The 15,381-nt window shown below is 38.5% G+C and carries 15 protein-coding genes; 11 read left to right on the top strand and 4 right to left on the bottom strand.

What is annotated here, in order from left to right; translation table 11 throughout:
* Positions 1 to 17: 17 nt before the first annotated feature.
* From ACLCDL_RS03805 to mgtE, 3 genes are all read right to left on the bottom strand, one after another.
* A complete protein-coding gene (locus ACLCDL_RS03805) occupies positions 18 to 1,019 on the bottom strand; it encodes a sugar phosphate isomerase/epimerase family protein (RefSeq protein ID WP_423146922.1) in 1,002 nt (333 codons plus the stop codon).
* Positions 1,020 to 1,107: 88 nt separating this feature from the next.
* Positions 1,108 to 1,404, bottom strand: a complete 297-nt coding sequence (locus ACLCDL_RS03810; protein WP_423146924.1) for a DUF3892 domain-containing protein — start codon at positions 1,402 to 1,404, stop codon at positions 1,108 to 1,110.
* Between the two features lie 74 nt (positions 1,405 to 1,478).
* Positions 1,479 to 2,849 (bottom strand): magnesium transporter, encoded by a 1,371-nt coding sequence (gene mgtE / locus ACLCDL_RS03815; RefSeq protein ID WP_423146926.1) that lies wholly within the window; start codon positions 2,847 to 2,849, stop codon positions 1,479 to 1,481.
* A gap of 144 nt (positions 2,850 to 2,993) precedes the next feature.
* Between mgtE and ACLCDL_RS03820 the strand changes: the two genes are divergently transcribed.
* The 7 genes from ACLCDL_RS03820 (at position 2,994) to ACLCDL_RS03850 (ending at position 10,696) form a co-directional block, all read left to right on the top strand.
* Complete coding sequence (locus ACLCDL_RS03820) at positions 2,994 to 3,392, top strand: hypothetical protein (protein ID WP_423146928.1); 399 nt, start codon at positions 2,994 to 2,996, stop codon at positions 3,390 to 3,392.
* 299 nt (positions 3,393 to 3,691) lie between these two features.
* Positions 3,692 to 4,252 (top strand): hypothetical protein, encoded by a 561-nt coding sequence (locus ACLCDL_RS03825; protein WP_423146930.1) that lies wholly within the window; start codon positions 3,692 to 3,694, stop codon positions 4,250 to 4,252.
* 13 nt (positions 4,253 to 4,265) lie between these two features.
* On the top strand, positions 4,266 to 5,072 hold the full coding sequence (locus ACLCDL_RS03830; protein WP_423146932.1) for a hypothetical protein: 807 nt from the start codon (positions 4,266 to 4,268) through the stop codon (positions 5,070 to 5,072).
* A 3-nt stretch (positions 5,073 to 5,075) separates the two neighbouring features.
* The gene (locus tag ACLCDL_RS03835; RefSeq protein ID WP_423146934.1) at positions 5,076 to 5,756 is read left to right on the top strand and encodes a response regulator transcription factor; all 681 of its coding nucleotides are present in this window, start codon (positions 5,076 to 5,078) and stop codon (positions 5,754 to 5,756) included.
* Positions 5,753 to 7,102: a sensor histidine kinase gene (locus ACLCDL_RS03840; RefSeq protein ID WP_423146936.1), complete on the top strand. Its 1,350-nt coding sequence runs from the start codon at positions 5,753 to 5,755 to the stop codon at positions 7,100 to 7,102. Before ACLCDL_RS03835 ends, ACLCDL_RS03840 begins: the two co-directional genes overlap by 4 nt.
* 74 nt (positions 7,103 to 7,176) lie before the next feature.
* A complete protein-coding gene (locus tag ACLCDL_RS03845; RefSeq protein WP_423146938.1) occupies positions 7,177 to 10,203 on the top strand; it encodes a glycosyltransferase family 117 protein in 3,027 nt (1,008 codons plus the stop codon).
* A 55-nt stretch (positions 10,204 to 10,258) separates the two neighbouring features.
* Entirely contained in the window at positions 10,259 to 10,696 is a 438-nt protein-coding gene (locus ACLCDL_RS03850; protein WP_423146940.1) for a hypothetical protein, read from the top strand.
* 63 nt (positions 10,697 to 10,759) lie between these two features.
* Here the strand turns inward: ACLCDL_RS03850 and ACLCDL_RS03855 are convergent, their stop codons facing one another.
* Positions 10,760 to 10,984: a hypothetical protein gene (locus tag ACLCDL_RS03855; RefSeq protein ID WP_423146942.1), complete on the bottom strand. Its 225-nt coding sequence runs from the start codon at positions 10,982 to 10,984 to the stop codon at positions 10,760 to 10,762.
* A gap of 146 nt (positions 10,985 to 11,130) precedes the next feature.
* Between ACLCDL_RS03855 and ACLCDL_RS03860 the strand changes: the two genes are divergently transcribed.
* From ACLCDL_RS03860 to porL, 4 genes are all read left to right on the top strand, one after another.
* Complete coding sequence (locus tag ACLCDL_RS03860; RefSeq protein WP_423146944.1) at positions 11,131 to 12,132, top strand: DUF4271 domain-containing protein; 1,002 nt, start codon at positions 11,131 to 11,133, stop codon at positions 12,130 to 12,132.
* Positions 12,133 to 12,139: 7 nt separating this feature from the next.
* Entirely contained in the window at positions 12,140 to 12,907 is a 768-nt protein-coding gene (locus tag ACLCDL_RS03865; protein WP_423146946.1) for a uroporphyrinogen-III synthase, read from the top strand.
* 275 nt (positions 12,908 to 13,182) lie between these two features.
* Positions 13,183 to 14,499, top strand: coding sequence for a T9SS ring complex lipoprotein PorK/GldK (gene porK, locus ACLCDL_RS03870; RefSeq protein WP_423146948.1), 1,317 nt, complete (start codon positions 13,183 to 13,185; stop codon positions 14,497 to 14,499).
* Positions 14,500 to 14,550: 51 nt separating this feature from the next.
* Positions 14,551 to 15,360 (top strand): type IX secretion system motor protein PorL/GldL, encoded by an 810-nt coding sequence (gene porL / locus ACLCDL_RS03875; RefSeq protein WP_423146950.1) that lies wholly within the window; start codon positions 14,551 to 14,553, stop codon positions 15,358 to 15,360.
* Positions 15,361 to 15,381 lie beyond the last annotated feature (21 nt).

The following is a 15,381-nucleotide window of genomic DNA, read 5'->3' on the forward strand; positions in this document are numbered from 1 at the left end:
AATCCGAAACGGATAAATTATAAAATTTCAGCTTCTTTTAACAGTTCTTTTAAATAAAGAAGATCTTTTTTTACTGCTGTAACAAACTCTTTAGTCGAAATACTGATCTTTTTTGCACCTTCTTCTGCTCCGCCAAGCGGGTACTCATAATGCAGGCTCATAGGGCCTGAAATGTTATATTGTTTAATAAGGCTGAAGTATTTTTTAAAATCTACCATACCTTCTCCCAAGGGGACACTTTTCGCCTGCCATTGATTGTTGTTGTTTTTCTCCCAGCGAAAGTCCTTAATATCCAGCGTTCTGATATTGTTCTTAAGAATGTTTAAACCCAGGGGCCATGAATTGGCGCCTTCAACAGTAGCATGCCTGATATCGTACTGACAGGAAATCAAATCAGGATGAAAATCTTTTATAGCTAACCACAAATCCCACACAGGCGAACCGAAATTAGCACCGGCATGGTTCTGATACACTCCGCAGGTTCCGTGTTTTTTATTTAATTCAGACAATCCTGAAAACTGCTCTTTAATCATAGCCAGATTATCCTGAATTGTCGTATCATTTTTATATTCAAACCAGCCTGTACGGTAATATTTAATGTGTTTAGCCGCTGCGGCTTTTAATATTTCTTCTGTAAAAGGCTCCTTCGCATTTTGTATGTCTGTACTCAGCATAAACACATCAACTCCTGCTTTTCTAACAGTTTCAACCGCTGCTGGTAAATCTTCAACTGCCTTTTCAGGTAACACATGACCGCCCTTTCGTACAGTAAGGTCTATGCCATCAAAACCTATTTCGGTTACCAGTTCAGCCATATCTTTGTAGTTTAACCACTGAAGGTGTTTTGAAAAGATACAGATCTTTGGTTTTTCTGCATTGGATGATGACAAAGGTAAAAGTGTATTATTCAGTTCTGTAGCACCTGTTTCTTCCGCGATAAAATTCATAGCTACCGAAAGATTAGCGGCAACTAAAAGAGACGATTTGATAAAGTTTTTGCGGGATAGCTTTTCGTTCATTGTATGAAGATAGGGACTTATAACGGGAGTTTTAAATTCCTGACATACAATTCAACATAACATTCCGGTATAAAACAAATTTAACTATTTATTTTTTCACCGGTTTACATTCTCTTAGCATGGATAGCTGATCCCGCTGGTGATTATCTAAAGGAATCTTAAGGCATTTGCTGCCATCTTTTTCCTCTATCTGAAGCAGTATTTCGTGATTTCCGACTTGAACAAAAAACTCCGCTTCTTTTTCCTCAATTATACGCACCGCTTCGTCTTTTGATATAATATAACTTTTACCGTCGTAGTCCTGGTACCCAAAGGCAGTAATATCACTGTAAGTACCGTTAGCAGGCTTGTTTATACAAATGATTTCATATTGTGGTATTTCCATAGGAGATAGGATTAGCTACTATAAATGTAAGCTAATTTTAAGTAAACAGTTTGATTTTTCTTGAAATCTTCTGTTTAAAGTAAGATTCCCTGCATTAAAACCAAGGCTATGGAAAAGTAAATAACAAGGCCTGTTACATCAACTAATGTTGCTACAAAAGGTGCTGAAGATGTAGCAGGGTCTGCTCCCAGCTTTTTTAACAGTAATGGCAGCATAGAACCGGCAAGGGATCCCCATAGAACAACACCTATCAGCGCTAACCCAACTGTAAGTGCAATCAGCAGCCAGTGCTCACCGTAAATATCTGTAAAAAACGTCCAGGCGTAAATGCGTAAAAAACCGATAATTCCCAGGGCGAGTCCCAGTAAAAGTCCGGAAAGTATTTCCCTGCGCATTACCCGCCACCAGTCAGATAAAGTTACTTCGCCCAATGCCATTGCCCTGATAATTAAGGTAGATGCCTGAGAACCGCTGTTGCCGCCGCTCGAAATAATTAACGGAACAAACAGTGCCAGAACCACGGCTTTTGCAATCTGATCTTCAAAAAAGCCCATTGCCGTAGCGGTAAGCATTTCACTTAAGAATAAAATTACCAGCCAGCCGATCCGTTTTCTTACCAGCTGTATTAATGGAATATCAAGGTACGGTTCGTTTAATGCTTCGGTTCCGCCAATTTTCTGAATATCTTCTGTATATTCTTCGTTTGCTATCCATAAAATATCATCGATGGTAACAATACCTAAAAGAATATTTTCATTGTCAATAACCGGGAGCGCTACCCTGTTGTTCATCCGGAACGTATTAATAGCTTCTTCCTGCGTTTCATCTACGGTAAGAGCTATTAAACGGTTGTCCATTAATTTACGCACAGGAGTTTCGGGTTTTACTAACAAAACCTGTCTTATCCTGATATCATCTAAAAGCGCTCCTTTATCATCAATTACATAAATAACGTCAATCGTTTCTGAGTTCTTGCCGAATTTGCGTATATGCTCCAGAACCCTGCCTACATTCCAGTCTTCCTTTACGGCGATGTAATCGGGGGTCATTAATCTCCCTACGCTCTCCTCCGGATACCCTAAAAGGGAAAGCGCTTCTTTACGGTCTTCGGCAGGCAGCAGAATGATCAGGTTTTTTACAGTATCGCCGTGAAGTTCACTGAAAAGTGCGGTACGATCATCGGGAGGAAGCCCGTTTATTAAACCTGAGATACGTTTGCTTGATAATTTTTTTATTATCCGTTCCTGAGTAGGGAAGTTTAAGATTCTGAACACGTTCACTGCCCGGTTCATAGATAGCATTTCGATAATCTTTGGCCCGTAATCATCGAAATCTTCAATAAGCTGACCAACCTCCGAAATATTAAGGCTATCAAGAAATTTTCCAAGCTCCTGCTCCTTCCCGTTCTCAATAAGGGATTCGATTGTATTTATCAATTCTTCCATGCCTTCATTTCCGGCCGCTAAATTGAGGAATTTATTATAAAGATTTTACCCGGAGGAGGACTTTTAGCAGGTTACACCAATTAAATTGCAAAGGTTAATCTATACAATATGGATTAAGCAAATGTGTTTCTATCTTTGAAGCTGATGAAAAGAAGCATTTATTTTTTTATTCTTTTGGCCGTATTCTGGATCAATTCCTGCAGTTCGGGAATAAATACAGGTGATTTATACGGAGAATGGAAGTATTTAAAAGTGGAAGAGCTTCATGATCCTTCTCAAAACCTTTCAGCGCAGGAAGTAGCGGAGCAATCGCCTTCCATCCGGTTTTCTGAAGATGGAAAGCTGGTAATTATGTGGGGAGGAAAAATCCTTTCTCACGGAAAATTTAAAATGGAAGGAAATATTATCCGTTATACAGAAGATTTACCTGGCGGTACTACTCGCCCAATACCCTTTCTTATTAAAGAAATCAATTCGAAGAAACTGGTCTTTGAAACAATGGCACAGGAATCTACCCGGATTACAGCAGAAAAAATAGACTAAGTCCTTTAAATCCTCTTTCTTATAGCTTCTTTCGAAAAAGAGAAAAAATATTTCAAATTTCATCTTGTTTTCATCTTAGCGAGTGTTATTTGAATAAAATCAATTGAATTTTTGATTGGAAAAGGATGTACGAAGGACAGCGCAGCTTTGCTAAAGTAAAGCTGCCTTTCCAGATTGCAATTTCGCCCGACCAATGCGCTGCTTAAGGTTTTAGTGTATTGTAAGGCTTCTACATATATACTTCTTCACTACAGAAAGTTTGCCTCTTATCAGGCAAACTTTCCTTAATTTTACAACTCATGACTCATTCTGCTTTGTTCCGTGGCCTGTTTCTGCTAATATGTTTACAAGTTTTCCCTGTATTGCTTTTTGCCAAACATTCTTTAAGTATTGCAGGTAATTATGGGGAGAATGAATTTGTTTTGAAGATAGGGCCGGGGCCTGCACAGAAAATGCCTAAAAAGCGTTTTAAGCAGCAGTTGCCCAAAAAACGCGGTATCCGGCAGATACATAAAAAGAAAATCAATCAGGCGGCACCTAAAAAAAAGGTTATTCAACAAGTGCCTAAGAAGAAGGTAACTCAGCAGGTACCAAAGAAGAAAGTTAGCCAGTCTGTACCAAGAAAGAAAGTTAGTCAGCCTGCAGTAAAAAAGACAGGTAATCAGTTAGCGCCGAAGAAAACGACAGTACAAAAAAAGCCTGTAAGGCAGGTGCCGAAAAAAAAACCTGAAATAAAAGAAGTGCCTAAATCGAGGAGGCAGCTAAAACCTCGTACAATAAGCGGTGGGACAAAAGGTAAAACGATTAAAGGGGCAAAACCTAAAACAAAGCAATTCAGGTCAGTAAAAATGCGATTCTAATTAATAATCAGGGATGAACTACATCTTTTTAAGTTTTTTATCTGTTTTATCCTTAAAAAGTATTGCCGCAATAGATACGTTAAAAACCCAAAAACCTCCTGTTACTGTAATTTTTGCCGCTCAGTTCAGTAATAATGCAAATTATTACGGGCAAACAACAGATGAAAAACTTCCTTATATTTTAACAAATGCTTCCGTAACATTTCCCAACGGCGTGTGGCTTTCCGGCGGCGCTTATAAGCTTTTAAATGCAGGTGGCGGATCATCGGTAAGTATTTTAGGTATTGGTTATGATTTTGCCCTGGCCAAGTCTTTAAACGGAAGCGTGAGTTATTCGTATTCCTTTTATCCTCCAAGTTCGCCTTTACTTCAGGCAGGTAATGATAACATGGCGAGTGCCTCTCTAGAATATGAGTTGAAATGGTTTAATACCATGCTAAACGCTGATTATGCCTATGGGGAAGAAAAAGACTTGTTTTTAACATTTACTAACTCGAAATTTATTGATCTGGGGAGTTTACTTACTAAAAAGGATTATATCTCGTTAGAGCCCGCTATTGAATTAGTAGGAGGTACACAGCATTTCTACAGAACCTATACAACGAAAAGGAAGGGAAAATCTAAAAAGAGTAAAACTACTACAGTTGCTACGCAAAGCTTTGAATTCATATCTTATAATTTGAAATTGCCCGTAGCGTATAATCGGGATCATTACAGTATAGAAGTTGGCAATCAGGTATCATTTCTGGGAAAGAAAGTAGCAAGCTATTCAAACAAACCCCGCTATTTTCTTAACCTCAGTTTTTATTATTTATTTTAAGCATTGAAAGTACTGATAGTTGAAGACGAAAAAACACTGGCGTACGAAATAGAAGCATTTTTGAAGAAAGCTTTTTATATCTGCGATCTGGCTCATACAGCCAAGCAGGGAGTGGATAAAGTTGAAGATAATTTTTATGATTTTATCCTCATAGATCTTGGCTTGCCTGATGACGATGGGTTGAATGTGTTGCAGCAGGCAAAAAAGTACAATCCAAATGCTGCTTATATAATTCTAACTGCACGTGGAAATATTGAAGATCGCATAAAAGGATTGGACCTTGGAGCTGATGACTATTTACCAAAACCCTTTTCATTGCTTGAACTGCAATCTCGCATGCACGCCATTTCCCGTCGCAAATTCGGCCTTCAGCAGCATATCATCCCGATAGGCGAGTTTAATATTGACCTTCAGAAAAGAATAGCAGAACATGGTGGTATAGAAATAGAGCTTTCCCGAAAGGAATTCGACCTGTTAAGCTATTTGTTGTTGCATAAAAACCGACCGTTGACACGTTCTCAGCTAAGTGAACATATTTGGGGGAATTTTGCCGATGATGATAACGACTCTAACTATATTGATGCGCATATAAAAAATATCCGTAAAAAGTTAGGTACATACGGACCCACAGAATGGTTAGAAACCGTACGCGGAGTAGGCTATAAAATAAAAAAACAGGATTGAAGTTAGTTAATAAATTAACCTTTTTCATTACCATCTCTAAGCTGGCAATTGTATTGCTGTTCGTTCTTATATTGCCTGCCCTTGTTGAAAGAATTGCTTTTCAGTACACCAATTATTATTTGCGGCAACAGCAGCAGAAAGTAATGGATGTAGTTTCAAAAAATGGGGTGGATTTTTATTTGCAAGGCGAAAAAAGCTACGGTAGTTATACGATGCTTAAGGAAGAGTACATAGCACTGGAGCCTGTGGAAACAACAATTCGGATTGACACGATAGAAACTGCTCAGCGCATTGTGGAACAGGATACGCTAACTTACCGGATTTTAAGCCACTCCTTTAAGGCCGATAAGCAGAATTACCTGCTCGAAATTGGTAAAACCACAGCAACCATCGATCAGTATAATCGCCCCTTGCAAAAAATTGCTTTATATGTATTGATCGGATTGGTTTTAATAACCCTTTTAATAGATATATTAGTTACCCGGCTTTTGGTAAAGCCGCTAGGGCTTATAATAAAAACCAAGCTTGTTAACCAGCGGTTTCCCTTTAATGAGGATGTTTCGCCAGTTAAAACATCTACTATTGATTTTAAGTACCTCGATAATTCATTGATCCTGTTGATGGATCAGATAAACGAAGCTTTTGAAAAAGAACGGGAGTTTACAGCAAATGCTTCTCATGAGTTGATGACTCCAATCAGTATCCTGCAAAGCAAAATTGAAAACCTGATGCTTCATGAAGAGGTAAATGAAACGGTCCAGCAGCGTTTAATTGAGATGATGAAGTCGCTCAACCGGCTTAAAAAAATTGTAAACTCTCTTTTATTGATCTCGAGGATAGAAAACGAACAATTCGTAAAAAAAGATAGTATTGCTGTTTCCGCCCTTATCGAAGAAATTATCGAAGAAATCGGCCACCGACTGGAAGAAAAACAAATTAAAATAAGCATGGAGCTTCGGGCTGCAGCTACTATTATAAATTGCAATAAAACGCTCCTGTTCCAACTTTTCTATAACTTAATTAACAATGCCATTAAATACAATAAAGCTGATGGCGAAATAAAAATCACAGATACATTTAATGTGAAAAATCAGTACGAAATAAAGATTGCCGATACAGGAATAGGCGTGCCTGAATCGCAGTTAAATTCTATTTTCGAACGATTTCGGAAAGCAAATTTGTCTAAAAGCCCCGGTTACGGTTTAGGACTTGCTATTGTGAAAAGCATTGTAAATTATCATGATATTGATTTACAGGTTCAGTCGGAAGTAAATGTTGGAACGGTGTTTACAATTGTTTTTCCACCCGGAATGATCCTGCAAAAGGAAATTAAAGAATTGCATTAAACTTCTTCTCTTATTCTTCAAAGAATAATGATAGCTTTATCTAACTATTACATTATCAAGCTAAAATTATTCCGATGAAAAGTTTTGCCTCTCTTAACAACCTGGTTGGAGTACTTTGTTTTCTTGCTGCATTTGTAATTTATACAGCAACGCTGCAGCCTACTGTAAGCTTTTGGGATTGTGGCGAATTTATTGCTACTGCCTATAAAATTCAGGTCGGGCATCAGCCCGGCGCTCCCTTGTTTATGATGCTGGCAAAAATATTTTCCATGATTGCTGCCGAACCAACGCAAGTTGCTTTCTGGGTAAACATAAGTTCTGCCCTGGCAAGTGCGGCAACCATTATGTTCTTGTTCTGGACCATAACAGCCCTTGCACTCAAATTAATAAAAAAGGAAACAGAATTAAATTCCCATGATGTTTTTACAATAATTGCGGCCGGAGCTGTCGGAGCGATGGCATTTGCAGTTTCTGATTCCTTTTGGTTCTCGGCGGTTGAGGCAGAAGTATATGCCTTATCTTCCTTATGTACTGCAGTGGTTTTCTGGGCGATTTTAAAATGGGAATCCTCTCCACAAGAAAGCAATGCAGATAAATGGCTTGTTTTAATTTCTTATATCATCGGGTTATCAATAGGGATCCATTTATTAAGCCTGCTGGCAGGTCCAGCTATTGTACTGATTTATTACTTTAGGCAAAATAAACAAGCAAGCGCCAAAGGAATATTTCTTGCTTTTTTGGCAGGATGTGCAATTTTGGCCTTTATACAATATGGAATTGTTCAATACCTGGTCCTTTTCGCCTCAAAATTAGAACTGTTTTTTGTTAATTCCCTGCACTTTGCTTTCGGAACGGGTGCTTTGGTATTTGTTATTCTGCTTATTTCCACCATCACTTTTGGAATAATCTATTCGAATAAAAAACAAAAAGCGGCGCTAAATCTGGGTCTGGTTTGCCTTACGTTTATTTTATTAGGTTATTCTTCCTACGCGATGATTTTGATCCGTGCAAATGCCAAAACAACCATCAATATAAGTAATCCGGATAATGCCTTTTCGTTACTTGGTTACCTGGGGAGGGAGCAATACGGAGACAGGCCTTTATTGTACGGAAAATATTTCGACTCAGAATACATCGGCAGTAAAAAAGACGGTAATTTGTATCGCAAAGGCGAAAACAAGTACGAGGTAAAAGGGGAAAAGTTAGTTCCGCAATATGACAGAAATTCTGTTTTCCCCCGTATTTATAGCGATGATGATAATCATATTGCTTTTTATCAAAACTGGTTAGGACTTTCTGCTAATGAAAAAGCAAGTTTCTACAATAATCTTCAGTTTTTTAGTTCGTATCAGCTAGGATTTATGTACTGGAGATATTTTATGTGGAACTTTTCCGGTAGGCAAAACGACGAACAGGGCTTCGGAAATGACAGGAACGGAAGCTGGATTACCGGTATTAAAGCTATTGATAATCTATATTCAGGAAATCAGGAACAATTGCCCGTATCGATAACCAAGAATGCCGGGCATAATAAGTTCTATGCCTTGCCTTTTATTCTCGGATTAATAGGGCTCGTTTATCAGTTTAAAAGAAACCGGAAAGATGGACTTGTGGTAAGTCTGCTGTTCTTTTTTACAGGCATTGCAATTGTGTTGTATTTAAATCAGAACCCCATACAGGTTCGGGAACGTGATTACGCTTACGTAGGGTCATTTTATACGTTTGCCATCTGGATAGGGCTGGGAGTTTTAGGAATTAGAGACATTGTGCGGCGGTTTTCTCCCGCAGCCTTTAGTTCATCTTTCGCTTTTCTGGTTTGTTTTGCTGCAGCTCCGTTTATAATGATTTACCAGGGATGGGATGACCACAATCGCTCCGGGAACTATGTAGCCCACGACATGGCGGTAAATTACCTGCAATCCTGCGCTCCAAACGCAATACTTTTTACCAATGCCGATAACGATACCTATCCTTTGTGGTATGCACAGGAAGTTGAAGGTGTTCGTCCGGATGTACGCATTGTCAATCTGCAGCTCTTATTCAATCCTTCTTATATCGATAAGTTAAAAGAAAAATTATACACCTCCGCCCCTTTGCCTGTAACAATGCCTGCAAACAAATATGTTGATGGGGTGAGGGATGTAATGCCTTATGTAGATTATGGATTAACTGATTCTGTTGAACTGAGTAAAATTCTTGAAGTACTTACCTCCGATAACGAGCAAGATATGGTTACAATGCAGGATGGTTCTAAATCTAATTTTCTTCCTACAAAGAAGTTTCATTTAACAGTTAATCCTGAACAGGTATTAAAAACCGGTACAGTTACCAAAGCACAATTATCTCAATTAAGTTCAAAAATAGAATGGAGTTACGGGAAAAATATAGTTACAAGGGCAGACCTTGCTATGATGGATATCATCGCTCATAACAACTGGAAGCGCCCGGTATATTTTACAGTATCCCTGTCTAAGGATAGTTATTTCGGATTAGACCGCTATTTGTACCTGGAAGGTTACGCTTATCGTTTATTGCCGTTAAAACGGGATGTGAAAGACGAGCGGGATAAATCTGAGCTTACCAATACAACTGCTTTGTATGCGAATGTGATGCAAAAGTTTAAACTCGATTCATTTAATAAAGCAGCCAATCTTGATCCCGAATCGAGGAGAGTAGCTAAAATAACCTGGAATACGATGAATACCTTAACTGAGAATCTGATTTTTGAAGGTAAAACCACACTGGCCCGAGAGGTTATAGAAAAAGCCTTGTCTGATTTGCCCCTAAGAAATTACAGCATTGCAGATACTATTGATAAATACAGGGCTACGGTTAGCTTAAATCAGCTTGGAGAAACTTCCTGGACCTACTCGTTAGCAAAGAGTGCGGTGGATTTTCTGGCAAGCGAAGTTCGTTATTTGGCAAGCCTGAGTGAAGAGGAGCAGCAAAATAATAAGTTTACTATTCAGCAATCTATAGCAATTATGGAGGCTTTTAAGAAAGAAGCAAAAGACCATAATCAGAATGACATTGTTAATGCTGTATCCGATACGTATTCGTCAGTTCAGGGAAAATTGATTTTTCAGTTTCAGGAAGGATAATTTTTTGAACAAATAGTTTTCCGTTCTGTTCTTTTAAATAGTTAACAGAACATATATGGAAAATAATCAAAATTTGGGTGCAGAAGAGGATTTCCTTCAGCCCGATGATCAAAATAATCAAGGAACTGATACTAACGATTTGACGGAAAGAATAAGAAAAGATAACGAAGAACTTGACGAAACTTCAGGAAGTATCACAACAACTGAGAATATGGGTGATTCGATTTTAGGGAGAACTCAGGGAACCTCAGCAGAAGGAGAGGGAATGCCGGTTCCGGATAACGGCCCCGCAAATAAAAATCAGTTAGGCGATAACCCGCCGGGTAGTGAAGAACGGGCTTTTGAAGCAGGAAGTCACGGAGATATGAACAGCGATCAGGTTAAATACCAGGATTCCAACATTATCGAAAACTTTCGGGAAAACATCGATAAAACTAAATCAGAAATAGAACTCGATAAAGATTTGAAGGGCGGCGGGAGAGAGAATACTTGAGTTTATAGAAGTAGGCTTTAAGAATAAAAAGAGGAAGTTACTTAACTTCCTCTTTTTCATTCGTTACCTTCTTAGTCCGTTTAGCTGATTCATAATTCTATCCCGCAGGTCGGTGTCGATATTCTCCGGATTTTCCAGCATTTTCCAGCCGCTTCCCTCACTTTGAAATAATGCCACTGATTTTCCATTCTGCAAAACTTCATAAGTTTCCCCGTCTCTTTCATTCCGTACTTCGTAGTCCGTAACAGAACCGTCTTTCAGCATTACCTGAATTGCCAATGTATCCATAAAGGTATAACCACATTAGGGCAGTATAGTTTAAACGGATTGAAATAATATTTCTATAGGCATCAGGACCATTTCCTGTAAAAGGTATCCCTTAATTTTGATATTTTGGGTACTTTTGAAGAAGTAAAAGAGTTTGTATCTGTTATATGCGTTTTAAGCTGGCCATATTTGTTTCTATAATTTTTTGCTTCACTATCCAGGCATCGGCGCAAACAGATACTTCCGCTTCTGTTTCCCGTAACACGTTTAAGCGATATTATTCTTCTGATTCTGCTGCATTGGCTTTGTATAAGCAGAAACAGGATTCTATTAAAGCGGTACAGGACTCTTTAAAAGCAATTGCAGATTCCGTAAGCATGGTTTGGATTAAAAGGCCGGATCCCAATCGTCCCAATCAGTTCGTTGATAGCCTTGTACAGTTACACACCGTGAAGAACTGGGATTTTAAATCATGGGCCAAAAAGTTTCCATTAAAACCCAACCGTTTAAAGGAGGGCAGGATTCGGTCCAAGGGTGAGCAGTGGTTTTTGGGCTTCGTTGTTTTTCTGTTGCTTTTCTTTGCCATTCTTAAACAAACTTTTTCAAAAGAACTCTCCTTAATTCTTGAATCTTTTTACAGTAACCGTGTACTTGGGCAGATTAATAAAGAGGGGAATCTTTTTAGTTCCTGGTCATTTTTATTTCTTTATATATTGTTCGGGTTTACAATAGGTGCCTTTTTATATTTATGCGGCAAATATTTCGAACTGACTTATTTTCTGGGTGGTTTTCAGTGGCTGCTAACGGTATCGCTTTTAGTAATCGGACTGTTTACTTTTAAGATAGCTATTCTCCGGCTTATAGGATTTATATTTGATATCAGGAAGCTGGTTAAGGAATATGCAACGGTGCTGTTTTTAAGCTATTTTAATGCTGCAATTCTGTTCCTTCCTTTAGTTGTGGCATTTAGTTTAACCCCTTTCCGGTTTGCTCAGATTTATATTTATATAGCTATTGTAACCGTAGTTTTAATATTTTTTATCCAGTTCTTACGGGCAGGAACAATAATATTATCCAATTACAGGTTTCCTAAAGTGTATTTGTTTTTGTATATTTGCACCCTCGAAATTTGCCCATTGGTTATTCTAATTAAGGCACTTAGGTTTTAAAGATTATATGCAATTATCAGACGAGCGAAAGAAAAAAGTGAAAAGTATTTTGGTTACTTTACCAAAACCTGATACCGATAAATCACCTTATTTTGATCTTGCAAAAAAATATAATGTAAAAGTTGATTTTCGTTCTTTTATTCATGTTGAGGGGGTACCTGCAAAAGAATTCAGAAAAGAGAAAATTAACCTTGCTGACTTCACAGCCGTTATTTTTACAAGCAGAAACGCCGCTGATCACTTTTTTCGTATTTGCGAGGAAATGCGTTATGAAGTCCCTGCCGAGATGAAGTACTTCTGTCTTTCTGAAACAATTGCCTTATATCTTCAAAAATACATCCAGTACCGTAAGAGAAAGATCTTTTTCGGAAAACAAACTGCTTCCGACCTTGCTGAAGTGTTAAAAAAGCATGCCAGCGAAAAGTTTCTTTATCCCTGTTCGGATGTTGCTGCTGAAGAAACTCAGAAATTTTTGCAGGAAAACGGATATGATTTTACGCCTGCTGTTTTATTCAGGACCGTATGCAGTGATCTTTCTGATCTGAGAGAAGTATTTTACGATGTAATTGCTTTCTTCAGTCCTTCCAGCATTCAGTCTTTATATAAGAACTTTCCAGATTTTCAGCAAAACAATACCCGTATAGCCGCTTTTGGAGCCAGCACACATAAGGCAATTAAAGAGTATAATCTTATTCTTGATATTCCGGCTCCAACGCCAAATGCTCCCAGCATGACAATGGCTATCGAACAGTATATCAAGCAGGTTAACAAATAGTTTTTGCTCGGAGTTATACAAAACTATTAAAATCTTTTCCCGAATTTACTTTTATAGAAACCTTTGTAATTGCAATTCCGTATCAGAGGTGTTTTCAAAAAGAAAAGTTTATTGGAATTTACCTGTTCTTTTAAAAATATAAAATTTATTTTGCAGAAATCATAGTAAAAGTGTCAGGTACAACTACAAAGCGTTTTTGTTTTTGTAATTTCAAATCTTTTTTTTTTAATATATTCGAAACGATTTTATTGGGTATAAAAGCCTGTAAATAAAAAATGAGAAAACTTTACATTATCGCTCTCGCAGCTTTTGCAGCAATTTCCAGTGGTTGTGGAAGAGGATCAGGTGGGGAACTGGTAGGTGTTCGAAACAAGAAGCTGAAGAATAATAACATTCCGTTGGGGATGGTTTATATTCCGGCAGGAACATTCGTAATGGGCCAGACAGACCAGGATATCACATTCGCACAGATTGCCCAGAATAAACAGGTAACAGTTCAGGCTTTTTATATGGACGAAACCGAAATCACCAACAGTGAATATCGTCAGTTCGTTAACTGGGTGCGTGACTCTATCGCAATTACAAATTATCTCCAGGATCCGAAATTCTATATGAAAACTAAGGGGAATGCGAATAACGCAGCTGCCCCTAAATATATTGATTGGAAAAAAGTCGGAAACGGATCTGCTATCTGGAGCGGAAAGAAAAGCCAGGCAAATGCCAACAAGCTGCAGGGAATGTATTACCAGGGAGATGACCGCATTTTCGACCGCAATGAGGTGGATGTGCGCTTATTGAAATACAACTTTGCTATTATGAAGCAGCGGGAGGCCGCTAATTTCCGTGGTGATCCTACAAAGAAACGTTCAGATTTCATTCTTCGTGATACAGTTGCCGTATATCCGGATACGCTGGTTTGGCTTGCTGATTTTGCTTATGCACAGAACGAACCGCTTACAGAAGGTTATTTTTCGCATCCCGCGTTTGATAATTATCCTGTTGTAGGTGTTACCTGGCGTCAGGCACGTGCTTTTACTGTATGGCGTACACGTTTATATGAGCGATATGCAACAAGTCGTAAAATGCCGCGTTTAAGCCGCTTACCTTACGAACTGCCAACAGAAGCAGAATTTGAATATGCTGCCAGAGGCGGAAGGATAGGAAATGACTACCCCTGGGGCGGGCCTTATATCCGTAACGCAAAAGGCTGTCTGATGGCTAACTTTAAGCCCGGCAGAGGAAATTACATTGATGATGGTGGGGCCTTTACAGTAAATGTTAAATCATATTTCCCCAACGACTTCGGGTTATACAATATGGCGGGCAATGTTTCAGAATGGACAGCTTCAGCTTTTGACGAATCTGCATCCACTTTTGTTCATGACTTGAACCCGACCTTTAATTACGAAGCTAAAGCAAGTGATCCGGAAGTGATGAAAAGAAAAGTGATCCGCGGCGGTTCATGGAAAGATATCGGGTATTTCCTTCAAAATTCAACCCGTGCGTTCGAATATCAGGATACAGCAAAATCTTACATTGGATTTCGTTGTGTAACTCACTTCCCTGGTAGAGATATTAAAGACAAACGTTAATTTATTCCGATTTTATTTTATTTACAATTCTACAAAACGATTAAACTATTTATGGCTGGAAAGAAAAAATTCGATTGGTTACATGTTTCAATTTCATGGGGTGCCAGTGTGGTAATTATTGGAGCGCTGTTTAAAATTCTTCACTTAGGTGGAGTTTATGGAAATTACATGATAGGTGCGGGGTTAGGGATTGAGGCGTTCTTATTTTTCCTTACAGGTTTCTTTCCTCCAAAACCAGAACCGGCATGGCATAAAGTATATCCGGAGCTTTCTGATGATTACGATGGTCCTGCTGCACAGGTAAGTGTACGTAATAGCAACGTTGCTGCAAGCCCTTCTGCAACTGCCGCTTTAGATAATATGCTTGCAGATGCTAAAATTGGTCCTGAACTGATCGGAAGCTTAGGTGAAGGATTGCGTACATTCGGCGACAAGGTAGCCACTATTTCAAACGTAGCAGATGCATCCATTGCAACAAACGAGTTTAGCACAAGAGTAAAATCTGCTACTGCGGGTTTCGATACGCTGAATAGTGCTTTTGAAAAAGCTTCTGCAAACCTGGCTGAGTTAGGTAATTCTAATGTTGATACCAAGGCGTATCATGAGCAGGTGACAAATCTTGCAAAAAATCTTTCAGCGTTAAACGCAGTGTACGAATTGGAATTGCAGGATTCAAGTGCGCATTTAAAGTCAATGAATAAGTTTTATTCAAACTTATCGCTTACAATGCAAAACTTTAACGAATCAATGGAAGATTCTAAACAGTTTAAAGAAGAAGTTGGCCGTTTAGCAAAGAACCTGTCTTCATTAAATGCTATTTACGGAAATATGCTTTCAGCAATGAACCAGCCTCGTGCTTAATTATTTGATCCAAAATTTTTA

It is taken from the genome of Rubrilithobacter danxiaensis (assembly GCF_047272945.1).
Classification (GTDB): Bacteria; Bacteroidota; Bacteroidia; order Sphingobacteriales; family Sphingobacteriaceae; genus Rubrolithibacter; species Rubrolithibacter danxiaensis.